The sequence below is a fragment of the Nocardioides maradonensis genome, assembly GCF_054777115.1.
In genome coordinates, this window is record NZ_BAAHAZ010000025.1 from 36,602 (window position 1) to 56,454 (window position 19,853).

Consider the following 19,853-nt stretch of genomic DNA (forward strand, 5'->3'; position numbering starts at 1 on the left):
GATCAGGCATGGACGCCGAGACCCTGCGTGCACGCCAGGCTCCGCTCAAGGAGCGCTACCGCGACGACCCGGCGAGCGCCCTGGTCACCTCCGGCGCCACCGGCGACTTCCTCGACCCCGGCATCACCGCGACGATCGAGGGCTGGGCGGGCCCGATCCGGGCCGGGCAGCACCCCGCGACCGGTGGCGACGGCCTCGACGCCTGCTCGGCGGACCTGCTGATGGAGGCGCTGCTGGCCTGCGCCGGCGTCACCTTCCGCGCGGTCACGACGGCGATGGGCGTGAAGGTCGAGAACGTCGCGCTGGAGGCGAGCTGCACCTGGGACGCCCGCGGCACGCTCGGCCTCGAGCGCGACGTGGCCGTGGGCGTCAGCAACGTGGTCGTGACGATCACCGTCGACAGCGACGCCGACGACGCGCGCCTGGACCGGATCGCCAGCTCGACCGAGCGCTACTGCGTGGTCGGGCAGAGCCTCGCCACGCGGCCGCGGATCATCGTGGTGCGACGGGGCTGAGGATCTCTTCGAGGTCGGCGCGGTCGGCCAGCTCGTCCGGTACGACGAGGCGACCGGTCCGCACGTAGTAGAACCCGGCCCGCACCCGCTCGACCGGTACGCCGTGCAGCTCGGCCCAGGCCAGCCGGTAGACCGCGAGCTGCAGCGGGTCGGCCGCCGCGCGCGCGTTGGTCTTCCAGTCGACGAGCAGGTAGCCCGATGGGTCGGCCGGATCGGCGTACACGGCGTCGATGCGGCCGCGCACCACGTGGCCTCCGAGCACCAGCGCGAACGGCGCCTCCACCGCGATCGGCACCCGGTCGGCGAACTCGCCCTGCTCGAAGCGCGCGATCAGCTGGTCGAGCTCGGCCTCGTCGGCGCGCGACACCTCGCTGTCGCCGCGCCCGCTGAGCCGGTCGACGTCGAGCAGGCTCTGCTGGCCGAATCGCGCCTCGACCCAGGCGTGGAAGCGCGACCCGAACCGGGCGGCGGGCGAGGGCTTGCGCGGCATCGGCCGGGCCAGCTCGCGGCCGAACGCCTCGGGGTCCTCGCGCAGCTTGAGCAACGCGGTCGCCGACAACGCCGAGGGCAGCGCGACCTCGTCGTCGCCTCCCACCCGGGCCGCCTCGGTGAGCAGCCGCTCGATCTCGGCGTCCCAGGTGGCCACCAGCTCGGAGTGCTCGCCCAGGTCGCCATCGGGAGCCTCCACGTCGACCTCGCGCACCCGCTCGGCGGCGTCGAGCCGCCGCAGCGCCTCGGCCGACCGCTCCGTGACCGGCCAGAGCACCGTCTCGCGCCGGCCGACCGTCGGGTTGGGCGCGTCCTTCTCGGGCCGCTCGAGCCACGAGTCAGGCTCGCCGCCCCACGCTGCCATCGCGTCGCGCACCTGCTCCTGGAAGGGCGAGGGACCGACCGGCGTCGCGCGCGTCTCGTTCCAGAGGTACGACGACACCCACAGCACGTGCCGGGCGCGGGTCAGCGCGACGTACGCCAGCCGCAGCTCCTCCTCGTGCTGGTGCACCCGTGCCTGCTCGAAGAACGCACCGAGTCCCTTCGCGTCGACCGGCTGCCAGACCGGGAGGTCAGCCCAGTCGCCACGGAGCGGGATCGGCAGCACGGCCTGCCCGACCGGCCACTGGGTGCGCAGCGTCTTGTGCGGGAACTTCTCCACGCACCAGCCGGGCAGGAAGACCACGTCGTACTCCAGGCCCTTGGCGCGATGGACCGTGAGCAGCTTGACGGAGTCGCTCTCCGACGGCGTCGCGATGTCGAGGCCCTCACCGAGCTCGTCCTCGGCCTCCAACCAGGCGAGCAGCGCCGGCAGGCTCTGGGCGCCGTCGATCGAGGTGAAGTCGGCGACGGCGCGCACGAAGTGGTCGAGGTTGTCGCGGCGCGCGGCCGCCGCCGGGCTGACCGAGGACGCCAGCTCGACGTCGATGCCGGTCGCGTCGATGACCCGGCGGACGAGGTCGAGCAGGGGCTCGCCGACGTGGACCCGCAACCGACGCAGCTCGGCGTTGAGCAGCGCGAACCGCTCGCGGGCCGCCTCTGAGTAGGGGAAGTCCTCGGGCTCGCCGGGATCGGCCAACGCATCGGAGAGCGCGGGTAGGTCGACCGGGTCCGAGCCCTCGACCGCACCGGCGAGCGCCTCCGTCACGGTCTGCTCGCCCTCGACGCGGCCGCCGTCGGGCCGGCCGGCCAGCGCGCGCGCCCGCCGACCGAGCAGCGACAGGTCGCGCGGCCCGATCGCCCAGCGCGGGCCGGTCAGCAGCTGCAGCACGTCCGGGTTGGCCGTCGGGTCCGCGAGCACGTTCAGCGTGGCCACGACCTCGGCGACCTCGGGCAGCCGCAGCAGGCCGCCGAGCCCGACGATCTCGACCGGGATGTCGGCGCGCGAGAGCGTGTCGAAGACGTCAGCGGCGTTGGCGTTGTCGCGGGTGAGCACACCGATCTCACCCCAGCTAGTGCCGGCGTCGTGCGCCTCGCGCACCGAGCGGGCCAGCCAGGCCAGCTCCTCGGCGTACGTCTCGTGGACCAGGGTGCGGACCTCGCCGTCCTCGGCATCGGGCTTGGGCTGGAGCGGCTCCACCATCGGGAAGCGCCGGTAGAGCGGAGCGGCCAGGACGTTGGCCACCTCGAGGATGCGCCGGTCCGACCGGCGGTTGACCACCAGCGGGAAGGTGGTCGCCGGCGACCCGTCAGACCTCGGGAACTGCCTCGGGAAGCCCACGATGTTCGACACCGACGCGCCTCGCCAGCCGTAGATCGCCTGGTTCGGGTCGCCCACCGCCGTCACCGCGTGCCCGCCACCGAAGAGCCCGGCCAGCAGCTGGGCCTGGGCCACCGAGGTGTCCTGGTACTCGTCGAGCAGCACCAGCTTGAACTTCGCCCGCTCCCCGGCACCGACCGACGGATGCTCGGCCACGAGCCGCGCCGTCAGCGCGACCTGGTCGGAGAAGTCCATCAGGCCCAGCGCCTCCTTGAGCCGCCGGTAGTCGTCCACCAGACCGAGCAGCTCGGCCCGCCGGTCGAGGGCCGTCAGCACCCGGCCGAGGTCGCCCTTCGGCCCGGCCTCGAGCGCCGCGTCGACCGCGGGCCGCAGCTTCGCGTCGAACGCCCGCACCGCGTCGGTCGTCTGCAGGTGCTCGCTGATCGCGGACTCCAGCGCCAGCAGGTTGTCCACCACCGTCGGCGGGTGGTCGCTGAGCGACTCGACGCGGCCGCGGTGCCGGGCGACCGCTCGGGCCGCGAGCTGGTAGCGCGACGCGTCCGCCATCACCCGGACATCGGGCTCGTGCCCGATCCGCAGCCCCTGCTCGGTGAGCAGGTTCGCGGCGTACGCGTTGTAGGTCGAGATCGTCGGCTCCGGAACGTCCGGCTCGGGCGGAAGGAACTTGCGGATCCGCTCGCGCAGCTCGGAGGTGGCCTTGGTGGTGAAGGTCAGGCCGAGGACCTGGTCGGGCGTGACCAGCCCGTTGCCGACGCAGTAGACGACGCGCGCAGCCATCAGCTCGGTCTTGCCCGAGCCCGCACCCGCGATGACCACAGCCGGCTCGAGCGGCGCCGAGATCGCCGCCCACTGCGCATCGCTCGCCCGGTACGGCGTCCCCATCACCTCGGCCAGGTCGGCCGGGGACGCGATCTTCAGGCTCATCAGATGACTCCGTCCGAGTTCCAGGCCGGGCACTGCACCCGGAACCCGCAGAACTTGCAGTTGCTCGTGTCGTACTTCGTCGGGAAGACCTCGAGCTGGAGCAGCTCCGCGGCCTCCCGCATCCGCCGCTCGATCGGTCGCTCCTCGCCGCCCTCGGCCGCCTCGAGCGGTGCCTGACGCTGCACCTTGAGCCTCCCGTACGCCGATCGCCGCAGCTGCCACAGCTCCGCACCCCCGGCACCACCGGCGGCGCCCTCCGGCAGCAGCGCGTCGAAGGCGCCCTGCTCCGCGGCGAGCTGGTAGAGCCCGAGCTGCGGGTCCTCCGGCAGGTTCTTGTCCGGCGGCGGGTTCTTCGAGGTCTTCAGGTCGACCACGACGATCCGGCCGTCCTCGTCGATCTCGAGCCGGTCGGCGAAGCCGTTGAGCACCACCCGGGTGCCGTCGGGCAGGGTCACCGGCGTCGAGAAGGACTGCTCGAACGCCACCGGCGTCCGCGTCGACTGCTCGTGCCACGCCACGAACCGGTCGAGCGCCGCGCGGGCCTCCTCGCGCTCCTTGGCACCCGACCAGGGCGTGCGGAACGGCAGCTGCTCCCACACCTCGTCCACGCGCTCCATGAGCAGGTCGACGAGGGCGTCCCGCGACTCGGCGGTGATCTCGCCACGACCGACCCGCTCGGCCAGCGCGTGGATGACGTTGCCGAACGCCTGGGCCTGGTTGCTCGGCTGCCCGCCGCCGGCCTCCCGCTCGAGGAACCACGCGGTCGGGCACCGCTCGATCGCGGTGAGCATGCTCGCGCTGACCCGCAGCGGCTCGGCGGGGTCGCGCAGCGCGCGCTCGGAGCGGGACGCGGCGCGGGTGCCCCACCAGCTCGCCGGGTCGGCTGCGGGCACGGGCAGCCGCGCCAGCCGGCGTGCCGCGGCGTCCCGCAGCGCCTCGGGCTGCGACTCGTCCGCGACGGTACGCCGCAGCTCGGCGACCAGACCGTCCAACGACATCGGCCGCGGCGGCCGACCGACCCGGTGGATCAGCTTCGGGTCGGTAGACAGGCCGAGCTCGCCGAGGAAGCGGCTCGCGTCCTCGCCGTCGTCCTCGGCGCTCGCGACCGCCGTCACCACGAGCCGCTCCCGCGCGCGGGTGCACGCGACGTAGAACAGCCGCCGCTCCTCCGCGAGCAGCTCGCGCACCGTCGCGCGAGGCACGATGCCGTCGCTGCCGATCTCGTCGACGCCGAGCAGACCCGACCGCAGCCGCAGGTCCGGCCACGCGCCCTCCTGCACGTGCGCGACGACGACCAGGCGCCATTCGAGCCCCTTGGACCGGTGCGCGGTCATCAGGCGCACGGCGTCGCCGTGGGCGCCGCGCTGCGAGAGCGAGTCGCCCGGGATCTCCTGGGCACGCAGGGTCTCCAGGAACGCCACCACACCGGTGCGGTCGACCCGCTCCTCGACGCGGGCGGCGTAGTCGAACAGCGCGCAGATGGCATCCAGGTCGCGGTGCGCGAGCCGCGAGCCGGACTCGGCCGACCTCCGCAGCCGGTGCGGCCAGGTGGTGCCGTCCCAGAGCTCCCAGAGGACCTCCTCGACGGTGCCGCCCTCGTCGAGCACCGCACGCCCGCGGTCGAGCAGCGCCACGAACTCCTTGACCCGCACCACCCCGTCCAGGTCGATGCCGTCGAGCAGCGACGGGTCGGCGAGCAGAGCGGCAACGGCCTCGGGCGAGGACATCGGCGCCTCCCCGTTCTCCCGCGCCCGTTGGCGCAGCGCCCGCGCGACCACCCGCAGGTCCGTCGGATCCAGGCCGGCCAACGGCGAGAGCAGCAGCGCCTGCGCCCGCTCCGGGTCGAGCCAGGCCGGGTCGCCGATCAGGTTGAGCGCGTCGAGCAGCGGCTGGACGGCCGGCTCGCGCTGCAGCGGCACCTCGTCCGCCGACACCTCGATGGGCACGCCGGCGGCGACCAGCGCGCGCCGCAGACCCGGGATCGCGGCGCCCGATCGCACCAGCACGGCCATGTCCGACCACGGCACCTCGTCGTTGAGGTGCGCGCGCCGCAGCAGGTCGGCGATGTTCTCGGCCTCGGCACGCTCGGTGTCGAAGGTCCGCACGAGCACCTGTCCGGAGCCCGCGGGCGCCTCGGTCAGCGGCGAGCGGAAGGCGTCGGCCTGCTCCCCCGTCAACGCCCCGGGCAGCGGCAGCCGTTGCGCCACCGAACGCGCGGCGTCGAGCAGCTCCGGCCCGAACCGACGCGTCGTGCGCAGCACCACGACGTCGGCCTTCGCCCCGTCCGGCTTCGCGAACCGCTCGGGGAAGCGGAGGATCCCGCGCACGTCGGCGCCCCGGAAACCGTAGATCGACTGGTGCGGGTCACCCACCACGACGAGCTCGGCGTCGGGCGCCGCGATCTCGCGCAGCAGCGCCACCTGGCTCGGGTCGGTGTCCTGGTACTCGTCGACGAACACGTGCCGGAACCGCCGTCGGAGGTCGTCACGGATCCCGGTCGTCGGGTCCTGCAGCATCGCCACCGCGGTCGCGATCAGCGCGGAGTAGTCGAGCGCGTTCTGGTCGCCGAGGACGTCGTCGTACTGGTCGAGGAAGTCGGCGGCCGCGACCCACTCGAGCCGGCCCTCCGCGAGCCCGACCTCGCGCAGCCGCCGCGACCCCAGCCCCCGCTCGGTGGCCCGGCCGATGAGCGAGGACAGCTCCCGGGCGAACCCGCGCGTACGACGCGCCTGCGCCAGCTCGGCCGGCCAGCCGACCGCGTGCTCCCGCTCGCGTAGCAGCTCGGCCAGGACGACCTCCTGCTCGGGCGCGGAGAGCAGCCGCAGCGGCGGCCGGGCAGGGTCCGGGAACAGCCCGTCCCCGCCGTACTCCCGCACGAGGGAGTAGGCGAAGGAGTGGAACGTCGAGCTGAGCTGCGTGGCCATCGTGCGGCCGAGCCGCAGGGTGACCTTGTCGCGGAGCTGCTCGGCGGCCTTGCGGGAGAACGTCAGGGCGAGCACCTGGTCGGGGCGCGCACCGCGCCGCTCGATCCGGTCCACGATCGCCTCGACGAGCGTCGTGGTCTTGCCCGTCCCCGGACCGGCGAGCACCAGCAGCGGCCCGTTGCCGTGGTCGACCACCTGCTGCTGGAACGGGTCCAGCGTCGGCACCGGAGGTGCGACGGGGGGTGGGGCGATCCGGATGCTCACGGCGTCAAGCCAACCACCCACCACCGACGCAACCCCGCACCGGTCACCGGAGATTCGAGCATCGGTACTCAGTCGCACCTGAGTCGCCGGACCGAGTTCCCGCGCGCGCGGATTTGAGGGGATGGATCCCATGAACCCGACCCACATCCCGCCCCTGCCCACCACGCCGCTGCCCGCCCGCAACGGCGTCAGCTACGCGTCCGTCCCGAAGATCCTGCTCGGGCTCGGCGCCTTCTGCCTGCTCGCCGCGGCCGCCACCTTCCTGGCCGTCTCCTGGTCCACGCTCGGTGTCGGCGGCCGCACCGCCGTCCTCGCAGGCCTCACGCTGGCGGCCTTCGGCTCGACGCTCGCCCTGCACCGCAGCGGCCTGCGGATCGCCGCCGAGGCGATCAGCGTCGTCACCCTCGGCTTCCTCACCCTCGACGTGTACGGCGCTGCCGTCGCCGGCCTGCTGGGCGACATCACCGGACCCGTCACGACCCTGCTCGCCGGCTCCCTGCTGGCCGTCGCCGGTGGCACGTTCGGCCTGCTGACCCGCGGCCGCGGAGCCTCGCTCGTGGCGCCGGTCGTCATCAGCGGCATCGGCGTCGTCCTGGCGTACGCCGGCAGCGTCGGTCTCCCGCACGCCACCATGGCCAGCGCGCTGGCGACGGCGATCGGCATGACCGCCGTCGCCGCCATCGCGCTGGCCCTCGGCGGGACCGCCCTGCGGACCGCCTCGATCGCCCCGATCGCGGTCGGGTCCGGGCTGCTCGGCATCGCGTCCCTCATCGCCGTCGGCTACGACCTGGCTCGCTGGACCACCCTCGCGCAGCCGTTCTCGCACCGCCTGGTCGTGCACCTCGACGGCGCCACCACCCCGTTCGCCGGCTGGCTGGTGGTCCCGACGGTGCTCGTCCTGGTGAGCACGCTGGTCACGGTGTTCGCCGGCTCGCGTCTCGTCGACGTCGTGCTGCTGGCCCGGGTCGCCCTGCCGTCGACCGGCGTCGCCGCGGCGCTGGCCCTGGCGGCGTACGACGTCGCGCTCGCGCTCCCCGTTGGCATGGTGGCGCTGACCGCCACCGCTCTCGGGGCGTACGCCGGCCGCCGGACCAACCCGTCCTACGCCGCCGTCGCCTACGGCCTGGTCACGGCCGCCGTCATCGCCGCGCTGCCCAGCGCGGGCCTGACCTCCGCGGCGTCCGGCGTCGGCGCGCTGCTGGCGACCTGGCTCGCCGCCACCGCCATCGCGACGCCGGTGCGGGTCCTCAGCGAGGTCGTCCTCGTGCCCGCCTCCGCGGCGACCGTGTTCAGCCTGCTCGCCGACCGGCACGTGACCGTGGTCGAGGCCTACACGCTGCCCTTCGCCGCCGCCCTGCTCGTCGTCGGTGTCCTCCACCTCCGCCGGAACCCGCAGGCCGGCACCGAGGCGCTGCTGCCCGGCCTGCTGCTCGCGATCGTGCCGTCGACCCTGCTGGTGCTCGGCGACCCGATCTCGCTGCGTGCCGGGCTGCTCGGCGCGGGCTGCGTCGCGATGGTCCTGGCCGGCGCGCTGCTGCGCTGGAGCACCCCGGTCATCGTCGGCACCGTCGCCGGCGTGGTCCTCGTGCTGCGCGAGATCGGCCCCTACGCGAGCACCGTGCCGCAGTGGGTCTGGATCGGCCTGGCCGGTGTGGTGCTGACCCTGGCCGGCATCACCTGGGAACGCCAGCTGCGCGACCTGCGCCGGGCCGTGACGATGATCGGCCGCCTGCGCTGATCACCCCGCTGATCACCCGCTGATCCACCCTCACCGACCCCGAAGGGCCGTCTCCGCCGTACCGGCAGAGGCGGCCCTTCGTGCACCTGCTAGGAAAGGACCCATGGCTACCACTGCACTCGGCGGCAACCCCGTCCACACCAACGGCGACCTTCCCGCGGTCGGCGCCGACGCCCCCGCGTTCGAGCTGACCGGCTCGGACTTCGCGACCGTCAAGCTCACCCCGGGCCAGCGCACCGTCCTCAATATCTTCCCGAGCGTCGACACCGGCGTGTGCGCGGCGTCGGTGCGCAAGTTCAACGAGCTCGCGTCCGGCCTGGAGAACACCACCGTCGTGTGCGTCTCCAACGACCTCCCCTTCGCGCAGGCGCGCTTCTGCGGCGCCGAGGGCATCGAGAACGTCGTCGCCGCGTCGGGCTTCCGCTCGTCCTTCGGTGAGGACTACGGCGTCGCGCTGACCGACGGCAAGTTCGAGGGTCTCCTCGCCCGCTCGATCATCGTCGTCGACGAGAACGGCAAGGTCATCCACTCCCAGCTGGTCCCCGAGATCGCCCAGGAGCCGGACTACGACGCCGCCGTCGCCGTCCTCTGACTCACGCAGGACTCCAGAACGCAGCACGCACGTCGACCTTCCCGGAGGGGAGGGTCGGCGTGCGTTCTTCTTCGTAGCGGGCCCGTGCGCGGCCGTCATGGCACAGCGGCGGCGTGCCGTCGGCGCGGATCACGCGCCACCACGGCACGGGACCGCCGTGGTGTGACATCACCGAGCCGACCTGGCGGGGTCCGCCGCCGACGACGTCGGCCAGGGCGCCGTACGTCGTGACCCGGCCGGGCGGGATCCGCTCCACCAGCTCGAGCACCCGCTCGACGTACTCCTCGTGCACGGGACTGTTCTACCCGACAACGCGAGAGGGCCCCACCGCGAACGGTGAGACCCTCTGCTTGCTCCCTCGTCGGCGATGCACGCTTCGAAGCTTCACGCGGCCGCCCCCACGACGGACCGCGCTCTGCCCTGCTCAACGAGCCTCGCGCGGGGGTGTTACGCCATCAGTACGCCGGCTGGCTCGGGTCGATCTGGTTGACCCAGGCGACCACGCCGCCACCGACGTGGACGGCGTTCTCGTAGCCCGCACCCTTGACGACCGCGAGGCACTCGGCCGAGCGGACGCCCGACTTGCAGTGCAGCACGATCTGCTTGTCCTGCGGCAGCTGCTCGAGGGCGTTGCCGTTGAGGAACTCGCCCTTGGGGATGAGGACCGAGCCGGGGATCTGGTTGATCTCGTACTCGTTGGGCTCGCGCACGTCGATGAGGACGAAGTCGCGGGTGCCCTCCTCACGCTCCTTGAGCATGTGCTCGAGCTGCACCACCGAGATGGTCGAGTCGGCGGCCGCGTCGGCAGCCTCCTCGGAGACCGCGCCGCAGAAGAAGTCGTAGTCGATCAGGTCGGTGACGGTCGGGTGGTCGCCGCACAGCGCGCAGTTGGGGTCCTTGCGGACCTTGAGCTTGCGGTACTCCATCTCCAGCGCGTCGTAGATCATCAGCTTGCCGACGAGCGGCTCGCCGATGCCGGTGAGCACCTTGATGGCCTCGTTGACCTGGATCGAGCCGATCGAGGCGCAGAGGACACCCAGCACGCCACCCTCGGCGCAGGAGGGGACCATGCCCGGCGGCGGCGGCTCGGGGTAGAGGCAGCGGTAGCAGGGAGCACCCTCGACCTGCTTGGGCGCGAAGACGCTGGCCTGGCCGTCGAAGCGGTAGATCGAGCCCCAGACGTAGGGGATGCCGAGGAAGTACGCCGCGTCGTTGACCATGTAGCGGGTCGCGAAGTTGTCCGTGCCGTCGACGATCAGGTCGTAGCCGGAGAAGATCTCCTTCACGTTGTCGTTGTCGAGGCGGGTGTCGTGGACGATCACGTTGACCAGCGGGTTGATCTCCGCGACCGACTCCTTGGCCGAGACGGCCTTCGGGCGCCCGATGTCGGACTGGCCGTGGATGACCTGGCGCTGCAGGTTGGACTCGTCGACCTCGTCGAACTCGACGATGCCGAGCGTGCCGACGCCCGCGGCGGCCAGGTAGAGCAGCGCGGGGCTGCCCAGGCCGCCGGCACCGATGACCAGCACCTTGGCGTTCTTCAGCCGCTTCTGACCCGCCATGCCCACGTCGGGGATGATCAGGTGGCGGCTGTAGCGACGTACCTCGTCGATGGTCAGCTCGGCGGCCGGCTCGACCAGCGGGGGGAAACTCACGGTGTGCTCCTGCTCGGGGACTCTCGGTTGTCACGGGCCTCAACGCCGTACGGCGGTGACGTGTTCCCAACCCCTCCATGGTCGCAGTCGAAGGCAAAGCGGCGGGTCGACGCATCCCGTCATCCGGACGCGGCCAACCGGCGAGTAGGGTTTCGGTCGTGGTCAGGGAGTCGTACGACGTCGAGGCGGGCCGGTCGCGTGCCGTGCGCCTGCCCCGGCGCGAGCGCCGTCAGCAGCTGATGTCGGCTGCGCTGGAGGTGTTCGTGGCGAACGGCTACCACGCTGCCGCCATGGACGACATCGCGGAGCGGGCCGGCGTCTCCAAGCCCGTGCTCTACCAGCACTTCCCCGGCAAGTTCGAGCTGTACCTCGCGCTGCTGGACACCTCCTGCGACGCGATCATCGAGAACTGCCGCACGGCGCTGGCGTCCACCCAGGACAACGAGCAGCGCGTGCGCGCCACGGTCGACGCCTTCTACGCCTACGTCGAGCACGACACCGGGGCGTTCCGGCTCGTCTTCGAGTCCGACCTCACCAACGACCCGGCCGTCCGCGAGCACCTGGAGCGCGTCACCACCGAGTGCGCCGACGCGGTCGCCGCGGTCATCCAGGAGGACACCGCGCTGCCCGCACCGGCGGCCCGCCTGCTCGCGGCGTCGCTGGTGGGAATGGCCCAGGTGAGCTCGCGGTTCTGGCTCTCCGACAGCGCCGGGATCAGCCGCGACCAGGCGGTCGCCCTGGTGTCCGCGCTGCTGTGGCGCGGCATCGGCGGCTACCCGCTCGAGCACGGCGACCACCCCACTGCCTGAGTTTTCAGCACAACCGAGGAGATGACATGACCGTCGAGGTCAAGATCGGCGTCCAGAACGTCGCCCGCGAGCTGGTCGTCGAGACCGAGGAGTCCAACGACGCGATCGCTGCCGCACTCAAGTCGGCGATCGACACCGACGGGGTCTTCTCGCTGACCGACGCCAAGGGCAAGGTCACCCTCGTGCCCACCGCCAAGCTCGCCTACGTCGAGATCGGCCGCAGCGTGTCCGGCCAGGTCGGCTTCCGGAGCTGACGCTCGCGGACTGATCTCCGCGCGGCGGGGAGTCCGCCGCACTACAGTGGCTGGCATGAGCAATCGGTCGTACGAGTACGCGCGCCTGTGGGTGCCGCTCTACGACACGGCCGCGCTCGCGGTCACCCGGCCGGTCTACCTGATCGAGGCCGGCGACGGCTTCGAGGGCTTCGTCGCCGAGAAGAACACGACCCTGGTCAGCCTGTTCAACGACCTCGGCCACCGGGGCTGGAAGATCGAGCCCTCCCCGCAGCGCGTCTCGAACCCGTCCCCCGAGATCCAGCTCCTCGTCGACGCGACGCTGGACGAGATCGACGGGGGCAGCTCGCACGAGGCCCTAGCCTCCGCGCACCCGGTGGCGGAGTACGACGTCTACTCGATGCGCCGCCGCGACTAGGGAACCCTCCTGCCGCCGGTCATCGGGCGCGGCAGGGATTCCTCGAAGCGGTCCCGGCTCGCCGGGAGGCGCAGCCACCACTCGAGTAGGACGTTGCCGGCCACGAGTCCGAGAACGGTGGCGATGCCACGTCCGTCGAGACCGACCGCGTCACCGGGCAACAGCATCATGATGCCGACCGCGATCGCCATCCAGGCGACCGCTCCGAAGCGATCCACGAGGTCGCGTCGGTTGAGCCACTGCCACGCGCAGCCGGCCGCCAGCCCGACGAAGAACGAGAGGGCGACCGCACGGGCCATCGCGATCTCGTGGTGCCGCAACGACCGGTCGATCGCCGATCCGCAGCCACTGACGCTGAGCCACGCCACCACCCACGCCCCCGACCACTGACCGGGTCGACGGACGGCCTTGCGCAACTCCTGGGCGGTCCGGGCGACACGACTGCCTGACGGTCTCGGCGAGTAGCGGCGGGGCACGGTTGATGATCTCAGGGATCAGCGATTCTCGTCACCGTCTGAGGTCGCGTCGCCGCCGGAGGACGCGGCCTGTCATGGTTGTCCGGGGAGATGCCCCGACCCGACGGGAGTGCGCCATGGTTGCCAGCCGATCTGCTCGCGAGAGGAAGGCCGGCGTCGACGCGGGCCCGCTGGCGACGGTGAGGATCGACCTCGGCACGGACGAGCAGTTCGTGTACAAGCTCCGCTGCTCGGTGTGCGAGGGCAGGGGCGGCCGGCCGTGGTCGACGTACCGACCCGGCGAGGACAACGGCTACCTGGCGGCCATGGACCGCTGGATCCTCCACCTGGTCGAGCGGCACCCGGGTGCCGAGGCACCCTGCCTGGCCTACCTGCAGGCCGCGCAGGAGCGCCTGCAGGAGCGGCGCACGCGCGGTCAGCACGACCAGCACCGCCAGGGCGGGAGCAGCCCGGCCTGAGCCGGGTCCGAGGGCGCTGCCGCGGCAGGTCGCTCAGATCACCATCCACGCATCCGATGAGGCCCTTCGGATGGACGGGACCAGCCGGACATCGGGACCCCTGGTCCCGGGTCTGCGTATTCCGCATCGGTGCTACCGCATTTCGTGCGACCCTCAGACCTCACCTTCCTTCGAAAGGCATCTCGTGAAGATTCGTACGTCGCTCGGCGCCGGCGTTGCTGCGGCAGCCGTGGCCTCCACCGTCATCGGGGTGGCCACGCCCGCGCTGGCCACCCCCACAGGGGCGTGGCACACCCAGGTCGGTGGCTTCGGCACCGGCACCGCCGGCCTGACCGTCTCCGGCGACGGCTCCACGGCCTTCGTGGTCGTCAACGGCAGCGGAGGCTCGAACCTCGTCCCCGTCGACCTCAGCTCCGGCACCGCCGGATCGGCTGTCGCCATCCCGGCCTCCTGGACGGTCGGCAACCCGGTCGCGAACGGCGACACCGTCGCGATCGCCGGCTACGACACCGGCGGCGCCGGCGACGTGTGGACCGTCAGCAACGGCACGGCGTCCGCCGTCGCGCTCCCCGGCGACACCGGCAGCGGCTTCTTCGTCCAGGGCGTGACGACGACGACCGACGGCTTCCTCGCCGTCGGAGCGACCGGCAACTGCTTCACGAGCTGGACCTGGGCAGTGGGCGACACCACGGCAACCGAGGGCACCCCCACCTGCAACGATGCCGGCGGCTACATGCCGTTCGCCGTCGCCACGCAGCCCGGCACGGGCGTCGTCTACGCAGTGGTCGCGGACCAGCGCGAGGCCTCCTCGACCGAGCAGCTGTGGAACCTGAGCGACGGAACCTCCACGCCCATCGCCCTCCCCGACGGCCTCGGCTCGCCCTCCGGCATGACGGTCGCCGCGGACGGCACGGTGTACGTCGCCGGGTCGGGCGCCGACAGCAGCAACACCCAGATCGCCACCGTGGACCCGGCCGACCCGGGCACCATCACGGTCCGGGGCACCGGCGCCTCCCCCGCGGGCAACGCCCAGCTCGGCCTCGTCGGCGGCAAGCTGTGGCTCGGCTCGTGGAGCGGCATCAGCGTCCTCGACCCGACCGACACGACGTCGTACACGCCGGACGCGCCCGCCCCGACGCTGACGACCGACAACGGGGGCCCGCAGAACTTCCTGGCCACCGCCGACGCGGACTACCTGTTGCTGCCCTCCGACTCGGCCTTCACCGACGTCGACAGCAGCACCGCTCCCGGCCTGCTCGAGGTCATCGCACCGACGGCGCCGGCTCCCGCGGCGACGCTGAGCGGCACCACCGCGACCGTCGACTGGGACGCCTCCGCCAACGGCGGCACCGCGATCACCTCGGCGACCGTGACGGCCACCGACACGACCACCGACACCGTCCTCCCGGCCGTGACGACCAACTTCTTCGACGGCGTCGGGTTCCTCGACAACAGCGCCGCCACCGTCGACGTCACCGGCCTCACCCGTGGCCACACCTACACGTTCGCGGTCACCCAGGGCAACGGCTTCTTCACCAGCCCGGCCGGGACCAGCCCTGCCGTCAGCGTGCCGCTCCTGGCCACCGCCAAGCCCTCCCGCATCTCCATCGTCGGCACGCCGGCCGTGGGGACGAAGCTGACGACGAAGACCACCGGTGCGTGGTCGACGGGCGCCGCCCTCACCTATGCGTGGTACGCCAACACGACCAAGGTCGGCACGGCTGCCTCCTACACCCCGAAGGCCGCTGATGCGGGCAAGAAGATCAAGGTCGCAGTCACAGGCACGGCCACGAACCGCGCCCCGGCGACGGTCACCTCGGCCTACGTAGGTCCGGTCACCAAGCCGGTCTACAAGGTGCCGAGCAGGCCGACCATCACCGGCACCCCGGCGGTCGGCCGGATCCTCACCGCGCACATCTCCGGGCTGCCGACCGGAGCGACGGTGAAGTACCAGTGGGCCTACAACGGCGGGCAGTACGGCGGCGCCATCGGTCGACCGACCACCACGACCACGCTCAAGGTGCCCGCCTCCGTGCGCGGCACCCGGATCGAGGTCATCGCCCTGGTCACCGTGCCCGGCTACCGGACCGGCTCCGCCACGAGCGCGCTCACCGCCGTCGTCCACTGAGGACACGGCGGACCCTGGGCGCGCGCTGAGGTCGCGGCTGCGGGACAGCGGAAATGCTGGCCCGCAGGCATGGCGCCCGCTCCCGGCCGGGCGTACGTTCGCAGGTGGGCCCGGCCGGGGCCCGTCCCAGCCTCGACCGGACCGTTCGACGAACGACGGAGGAGGCACCACATGTTCATCCAAGTAGTCCAGGGCCGCTGCACGCGGCAGGACGAGGTCCACGCGCTGCTCGACGAGTGGCGCCGGGACCTGGCACAGGGCGCGGACGGCTGGCTCGGCGGCACGTACGGCTTCACCGACGACGACCAGCTGATCGCCGTGGTGCGTTTCGAGTCGCGGGAGGCCGCGACCGCCAACTCGGAGCGGCCCGAGCAGGGCGCCTGGGCCGAGCGGCTCGGCAAGGCCATGGACGGCCCGCTCGAGTTCCACGACTGCGACGACGTCACGCTGATGATGGACGGCGGGTCCGACGACGCGGGCTTCGTGCAGATCATCCAGGGCCGGGTCGACGACCCGTCGAGGCTCAAGGCGATGATGGCCGACACCACGATGCTGCACGAGATGCGCCCTGAGATCCTCGGCGCGACGCTCGCGATCGAGCCGGACGGCACCTTCACCGAGACGGTGGCGTTCACCTCGGAGAGCGCGGCGCGGGAGGGCGAGAAGATCGAGCCGCCGGCCGACGTACGGAGCGAGCTCGAGCACGTCATGCAGGGCGCGAAGTTCCACGACCTGCGGCGTCCGTGGTTCGAGAGCAGGTGAGGTCAGGCCAACAGGTCGCCGAGCTCCTCGACCCGGCTCAGCACCTGCGCGGGTGAGAACTGCTCCAGCCCGAGGGGGTCCTCGGCACCCTCGGACACCTCGTCCCAGGTGACCGGCGTGGCCACCTGGGGCCGGGGCGTCGCCCGCAGCGAGTAGGGGGCGACGGTCGTCTTGGACCCCGAGTTCTGCGACCAGTCCAGGAACACCTTGCCGCGCCGCCGGGCCTTGGTCATCGTGGACGTCACCAGCTTCGGGTGGGCCTGCTCGAGCCCCTCGGCGAGCTCTTTGGCCAGGCTGGTCGCCTCGTCCGGGGGGATCGGCGCGTCCAGCGGCGCGTAGACGTGGAGCCCCTTGCTGCCGCTCGTCACCGGCAGCACGTCGAGGCCGCGCTCGGCCAGCAGGTCCCGCGCGAGCAGGGCGACCTGGCAGCACTCGTGCAGACCTGCGGGCTCCCCCGGGTCCAGGTCGATCACGATCCGGTCGGCGCCCACCGGCTCGCCCTCGTCGGAGACCGTCCACTGGTGCACGTGCAGCTCCAGCGCGGCCAGGTTGGCGGCCCACATCAGCGCGGGCAGGCTGTCGAGGATCGGGAACAGCAGGGTGTCGCCGTTGCGGCTCGGACCGCGCGACCCGGTCGTCGGGACGCGCACCGTGCGCACCCACGACGGCGTGCCGCGCGGGGCGTTCTTCTCGAAGAAGCTCTCCCGCCCGACCCCGTGCGGCCAGCGGATCCGGGTCACCGGCCGGTCCGCGAGGCGCGGCAGCAGGACGGGCGCGATCCGCGCGTAGTAGTCGAGGACCTCGCCCTTGGTGAACCCGGTGTCCGGGTAGAGCACCTTGGCCAGGTTCGTCAGCTTCAGCTGACGTCCGTCGACCTCGACCCAGGTCTCCGTCATCGCAGGTCCTCCGGGGTCAGGTCGATCCGCACGCCCTGGTACGACGGCTGCCGCAGCCTGCCCTGGGAGCCGATGCCGAGCGACTCGATGTCGACGACGACCCGCGGCTCGACCCAGGTCGTGCCGATCGTGTCGGCCTTGGGCAGCGCGGCGACGAACGGGCTCGTCGCGCGGGTCAGGCCGGCCAGCTGCTCGGCGAGGCGCAGGCCCGCCCGGCCGACCAGACCGGAGCCGACCCGGCCCAGGAAGACGAGGCCGTCGGGCGTCGGCGTACCGACCAGGATGGCGCCGAGCCGGTTGCCGGTGGTGTCCTTCTCCGGACGCCAGCCGCCGACGACGTACGACTCGCGCGGCCGGTGCGGGAACTTCAGCCAGTCCCGGCTCCGCACGCCGGGGCGGTACGGCGCCGAGCGCCGCTTCGACACGATGCCCTCCAGCCCCTGCGCCCGGGTGGCCTCGAGCAGCATCTGGCCGTCGTCGTACACCGGCGGTACGACCCAGTGGTCGTCGCCGAGGTGGAGCGCGTCGAGCTCGGCCCGCCGCGCCTCCCAGGGCAGGCCGGTCAGGTCGCGGCCGTCGAGCGCGAGCAGGTCGAAGATGCAGAGCTGGCCGCCGTCGCGCGCGGCGCCCGGGCCGCGCTCGTCGAGCCGGACGAGCTCGGCGTCGAGGGTCATGGTGTGGCCGAGGGCGCCCAGCCCGGCCAGCTGCTGGGTCGCGACCGGGTTGCCGTTGCGGGTGAAGGCCCGGACCCGCCCGGGCTCCACGAGCACGATCGCGCGGATGCCGTCCCACTTGACCTCGTGCACCCACTCATCGCCCGCGGGTACCCGGTCACCCTTGGTCGCAAGCATCGGCGGCACGAACGGCATGCTGTCCATCCTGTCGGATACCGTGAACACATGCGTGCGATCTGGAAGGGCGCGGTCTCGTTCGGGCTGGTCAGCGTGCCCGTGAAGCTCTACTCCGCGACCGAGAGCCACGACGTGTCGTTCCGCCAGGTGCACGCCTCCGACGGGGGTCGGATCCGCTACCAGCGGATCTGCTCGATCGACGGCGAGGAGGTGCCGTACTCCGAGATCGCGAAGGGCTACGAGACCGAGGACGGCGAGATGGTCGTCCTCACCGACGAGGACCTGCGCGACCTGCCGCTGACGGCCTCCCGCGAGATCGCGGTGGAGAAGTTCGTGCCGGCCGAGCAGGTCGACCCGATGATGTTCGAGAAGGCCTACTACCTGGAGCCCGAGTCGACCGGCGCCAAGCCCTACGCGCTGCTGCGGGAGGCGCTCATGGAGGCCGGCCGCGTCGCGGTCGTGACGGTCGCCCTGCGCCAGCGCACCACCATCGCGCTGCTCCGCGTCCACCAGGTGCCCGAGGGCGAGCCGGTCATCGTGCTGCAGACGCTGCTGTGGCCCGACGAGATCCGGGTCCCCGACTTCACCATCGACACCGGCGAGGTGAAGCCCGCCGAGCGGAAGATGGCGAGCACCCTGGTCGAGACGCTGTCCGGCGACTTCGACCCCACCGAGTTCGAGGACCACTACGCCGAGGCCGTCCAGGCGGTCGTGAAGGCGAAGATCGAGGGCGGCGAGGTGCAGCGCACCGCCGCCTCCACCAAGACCGGTGGCGAGGTCGTCGACCTGCTGGCCGCGCTGCAGCGCTCGGTCGAGGCTGCCAAGAGCGCCCGCGGCGAGAGCTCCGAGGCGGAGAAGAAGCCCGCGAAGAAGACCGCGACCAAGAAGACGGCGGCCAAGAAGACAGCCGCGAAGAAGGCTCCCGCCAAGAAGAAGGCCGGCTGAGTGCTGCCCAAGGTGTACGTCGCCTTTCCCCCACCCGGCGGCGTCCCTGACGAGATCGCGGAGCTGCCCTGGGACGTGACGATCGCCCAGCGTTCCGACACGCCGCGCGAGGAGGTCCTCCGGCGGGTCGCCGGCTGCGACGCGATGATCGCGCGGCTCACCGACCGCATCGACGCCGAGCTGCTCGACGCGGCCGGCCCGCAGCTCAAGGTCGTCGCGAACTTCGCGGTGGGCTTCGACAACGTCGACCTCGAGGCGGCGCGGGCGCGCGGCGTACGCATCACGAACACGCCAGGCACCCTCGACGGCGCCACCGCCGACCTCGCGATGGCGCTGGTGCTCGCGACCACGCGCCGGGTCGTCGAGGGCGACCGGTTCATCCGGGCGGGGCGCCCCTGGGAGTGGAGCCCGACGTTCTTCGTGGGCCTGGACCTGAGCGCGGGCGCCACGCTCGGCATCGTGGGTCTCGGCCGGATCGGGCTCGCGGTGGCCCGGCGCGCCCTCGCCTTCGACATGCGCGTCATCGCGACGCCCACCCGCTCGCACGCCGCCGAGGCGGCCGAGCTCGGCATCGAGGTCATGCCGCTCGACGACCTGCTGCGCGCCTCGGACGTGGTCAGCCTGCACTGCCCGCTCAACGCCGAGACCCGGCACCTGCTCGGCGCTCGGGAGCTGGAGCTGATCGGCCCGGACGGCGTCCTGGTCAACACCTCGCGCGGTCCGGTGGTCGACGAGGCGGCCCTCGTCGAGGCGCTGCGCAGCGGCGCTCTCGGCGCTGCTGGTCTCGACGTCTTCGAGGACGAGCCGACCGTCAGCCCCGGCCTCCTCGACCTGGAGAACGTCGTGCTGGTGCCGCACATCGGCAGCGCGGCCGGCGCGACCCGGGAGGCCATGGCCCGGCTCGCGGTCGCGAACGTCGCGGCCGTCCTCGACGGGCGCGAGCCGCCGACGCCGGTGGTCTAGCCTCGATGTTTCGTCTGGCTGGGGGATTGAAGGTTTGGCTGCATGGCGGTCGCTGCGGTGCTGGTATGGCGTGGCTGATTGCCGGCGTTGGTG

Annotated in this window: 18 protein-coding genes; 11 read left to right on the forward strand and 7 right to left on the reverse strand. The window is 72.4% G+C overall.

Going from position 1 to position 19,853, the window contains the following annotated elements; genetic code table 11:
- Positions 1 to 8: 8 nt before the first annotated feature.
- Positions 9 to 515: an OsmC family protein gene (locus tag ACYVAQ_RS22030; protein ID WP_460792728.1), complete on the forward strand. Its 507-nt coding sequence runs from the start codon at positions 9 to 11 to the stop codon at positions 513 to 515.
- On the opposite strand, the gene ACYVAQ_RS22035 is transcribed toward ACYVAQ_RS22030, so the two are convergent.
- Positions 493 to 3,648, reverse strand: coding sequence for a UvrD-helicase domain-containing protein (locus ACYVAQ_RS22035; RefSeq protein ID WP_460792729.1), 3,156 nt, complete (start codon positions 3,646 to 3,648; stop codon positions 493 to 495). The genes ACYVAQ_RS22030 and ACYVAQ_RS22035 overlap by 23 nt on opposite strands.
- Positions 3,648 to 6,836, reverse strand: coding sequence for an ATP-dependent helicase (locus tag ACYVAQ_RS22040; RefSeq protein ID WP_460792730.1), 3,189 nt, complete (start codon positions 6,834 to 6,836; stop codon positions 3,648 to 3,650). Before ACYVAQ_RS22040 ends, ACYVAQ_RS22035 begins: the two co-directional genes overlap by 1 nt.
- A 130-nt stretch (positions 6,837 to 6,966) precedes the next feature.
- Here ACYVAQ_RS22040 and ACYVAQ_RS22045 point away from each other — a divergent pair, with 130 nt between their 5' ends.
- The gene (locus ACYVAQ_RS22045; RefSeq protein WP_460792731.1) at positions 6,967 to 8,574 is read left to right on the forward strand and encodes an SCO7613 C-terminal domain-containing membrane protein; all 1,608 of its coding nucleotides are present in this window, start codon (positions 6,967 to 6,969) and stop codon (positions 8,572 to 8,574) included.
- A gap of 103 nt (positions 8,575 to 8,677) precedes the next feature.
- Positions 8,678 to 9,166: a thiol peroxidase gene (tpx, locus tag ACYVAQ_RS22050; RefSeq protein ID WP_460792732.1), complete on the forward strand. Its 489-nt coding sequence runs from the start codon at positions 8,678 to 8,680 to the stop codon at positions 9,164 to 9,166.
- A gap of 1 nt (position 9,167) precedes the next feature.
- Here the strand turns inward: tpx and ACYVAQ_RS22055 are convergent, their stop codons facing one another.
- Together ACYVAQ_RS22055 and moeZ are read right to left on the reverse strand one after the other, a co-directional pair.
- On the reverse strand, positions 9,168 to 9,458 hold the full coding sequence (locus ACYVAQ_RS22055; RefSeq protein ID WP_460792733.1) for an MGMT family protein: 291 nt from the start codon (positions 9,456 to 9,458) through the stop codon (positions 9,168 to 9,170).
- Positions 9,459 to 9,621: 163 nt separating this feature from the next.
- Positions 9,622 to 10,821: an adenylyltransferase/sulfurtransferase MoeZ gene (moeZ, locus tag ACYVAQ_RS22060; protein WP_460792734.1), complete on the reverse strand. Its 1,200-nt coding sequence runs from the start codon at positions 10,819 to 10,821 to the stop codon at positions 9,622 to 9,624.
- Between the two features lie 158 nt (positions 10,822 to 10,979).
- Between moeZ and ACYVAQ_RS22065 the strand changes: the two genes are divergently transcribed.
- The 3 genes from ACYVAQ_RS22065 to ACYVAQ_RS22075 are packed head-to-tail and all read left to right on the forward strand — an operon-like array spanning position 10,980 to position 12,281.
- Positions 10,980 to 11,630: a TetR/AcrR family transcriptional regulator gene (locus ACYVAQ_RS22065; RefSeq protein ID WP_460792735.1), complete on the forward strand. Its 651-nt coding sequence runs from the start codon at positions 10,980 to 10,982 to the stop codon at positions 11,628 to 11,630.
- Between the two features lie 26 nt (positions 11,631 to 11,656).
- A complete protein-coding gene (locus ACYVAQ_RS22070) occupies positions 11,657 to 11,884 on the forward strand; it encodes a DUF3107 domain-containing protein (protein ID WP_460792736.1) in 228 nt (75 codons plus the stop codon).
- 55 nt (positions 11,885 to 11,939) lie between these two features.
- A complete protein-coding gene (locus ACYVAQ_RS22075; protein ID WP_460792737.1) occupies positions 11,940 to 12,281 on the forward strand; it encodes a hypothetical protein in 342 nt (113 codons plus the stop codon).
- Here ACYVAQ_RS22075 and ACYVAQ_RS22080 read toward each other — a convergent pair.
- The gene (locus ACYVAQ_RS22080; protein WP_460792738.1) at positions 12,278 to 12,649 is read right to left on the reverse strand and encodes a hypothetical protein; all 372 of its coding nucleotides are present in this window, start codon (positions 12,647 to 12,649) and stop codon (positions 12,278 to 12,280) included. The genes ACYVAQ_RS22075 and ACYVAQ_RS22080 overlap by 4 nt on opposite strands.
- A gap of 224 nt (positions 12,650 to 12,873) precedes the next feature.
- Here ACYVAQ_RS22080 and ACYVAQ_RS22085 point away from each other — a divergent pair, with 224 nt between their 5' ends.
- The 3 genes from ACYVAQ_RS22085 to ACYVAQ_RS22095 all read left to right on the forward strand — a co-directional run bounded on the left by ACYVAQ_RS22085 (position 12,874) and on the right by ACYVAQ_RS22095 (position 16,105).
- Positions 12,874 to 13,215, forward strand: coding sequence for a hypothetical protein (locus tag ACYVAQ_RS22085; protein ID WP_460792739.1), 342 nt, complete (start codon positions 12,874 to 12,876; stop codon positions 13,213 to 13,215).
- A 184-nt stretch (positions 13,216 to 13,399) separates the two neighbouring features.
- Positions 13,400 to 15,343, forward strand: coding sequence for a hypothetical protein (locus ACYVAQ_RS22090; protein ID WP_460792740.1), 1,944 nt, complete (start codon positions 13,400 to 13,402; stop codon positions 15,341 to 15,343).
- 171 nt (positions 15,344 to 15,514) lie between these two features.
- A complete protein-coding gene (locus ACYVAQ_RS22095; RefSeq protein WP_460792741.1) occupies positions 15,515 to 16,105 on the forward strand; it encodes a hypothetical protein in 591 nt (196 codons plus the stop codon).
- 2 nt (positions 16,106 to 16,107) lie between these two features.
- Here the strand turns inward: ACYVAQ_RS22095 and ligD are convergent, their stop codons facing one another.
- Together ligD and ACYVAQ_RS22105 are read right to left on the reverse strand one after the other, a co-directional pair.
- On the reverse strand, positions 16,108 to 17,001 hold the full coding sequence (gene ligD, locus ACYVAQ_RS22100) for a non-homologous end-joining DNA ligase (protein ID WP_460792743.1): 894 nt from the start codon (positions 16,999 to 17,001) through the stop codon (positions 16,108 to 16,110).
- Complete coding sequence (locus ACYVAQ_RS22105; protein ID WP_460792745.1) at positions 16,998 to 17,870, reverse strand: ATP-dependent DNA ligase; 873 nt, start codon at positions 17,868 to 17,870, stop codon at positions 16,998 to 17,000. The genes ligD and ACYVAQ_RS22105 overlap by 4 nt, the downstream gene beginning before the upstream one ends.
- A 30-nt stretch (positions 17,871 to 17,900) precedes the next feature.
- On the opposite strand from ACYVAQ_RS22105, the gene ku reads away from it, so the two are divergent.
- Both ku and ACYVAQ_RS22115 read left to right on the forward strand, forming a co-directional pair.
- On the forward strand, positions 17,901 to 18,797 hold the full coding sequence (ku, locus tag ACYVAQ_RS22110; protein ID WP_460792746.1) for a non-homologous end joining protein Ku: 897 nt from the start codon (positions 17,901 to 17,903) through the stop codon (positions 18,795 to 18,797).
- Positions 18,798 to 18,800: 3 nt separating this feature from the next.
- The gene (locus ACYVAQ_RS22115; RefSeq protein WP_460792747.1) at positions 18,801 to 19,760 is read left to right on the forward strand and encodes a 2-hydroxyacid dehydrogenase; all 960 of its coding nucleotides are present in this window, start codon (positions 18,801 to 18,803) and stop codon (positions 19,758 to 19,760) included.
- Positions 19,761 to 19,853 lie beyond the last annotated feature (93 nt).

What these genes read in the sequence shown, in the direction of transcription:
- ACYVAQ_RS22030 (WP_460792728.1), top strand. Translation starts at nt 9, where the DNA reads ATGGACGCCGAGACCCTGCGTGCACGCCAGGCTCCGCTCAAGGAGCGC.
- ku (WP_460792746.1), top strand. Translation starts at nt 17,901, where the DNA reads ATGCGTGCGATCTGGAAGGGCGCGGTCTCGTTCGGGCTGGTCAGCGTG.
- ACYVAQ_RS22085 (WP_460792739.1), top strand. Translation starts at nt 12,874, where the DNA reads ATGGTTGCCAGCCGATCTGCTCGCGAGAGGAAGGCCGGCGTCGACGCG.
- ACYVAQ_RS22070 (WP_460792736.1), top strand. Translation starts at nt 11,657, where the DNA reads ATGACCGTCGAGGTCAAGATCGGCGTCCAGAACGTCGCCCGCGAGCTG.
- ACYVAQ_RS22045 (WP_460792731.1), top strand. Translation starts at nt 6,967, where the DNA reads ATGAACCCGACCCACATCCCGCCCCTGCCCACCACGCCGCTGCCCGCC.
- ACYVAQ_RS22035 (WP_460792729.1), bottom strand. Translation starts at nt 3,648, where the DNA reads ATGAGCCTGAAGATCGCGTCCCCGGCCGACCTGGCCGAGGTGATGGGG.
- ligD (WP_460792743.1), bottom strand. Translation starts at nt 17,001, where the DNA reads ATGACGGAGACCTGGGTCGAGGTCGACGGACGTCAGCTGAAGCTGACG.
- tpx (WP_460792732.1), top strand. Translation starts at nt 8,678, where the DNA reads ATGGCTACCACTGCACTCGGCGGCAACCCCGTCCACACCAACGGCGAC.
- ACYVAQ_RS22105 (WP_460792745.1), bottom strand. Translation starts at nt 17,870, where the DNA reads ATGCCGTTCGTGCCGCCGATGCTTGCGACCAAGGGTGACCGGGTACCC.
- ACYVAQ_RS22095 (WP_460792741.1), top strand. Translation starts at nt 15,515, where the DNA reads ATGTTCATCCAAGTAGTCCAGGGCCGCTGCACGCGGCAGGACGAGGTC.
- ACYVAQ_RS22075 (WP_460792737.1), top strand. Translation starts at nt 11,940, where the DNA reads ATGAGCAATCGGTCGTACGAGTACGCGCGCCTGTGGGTGCCGCTCTAC.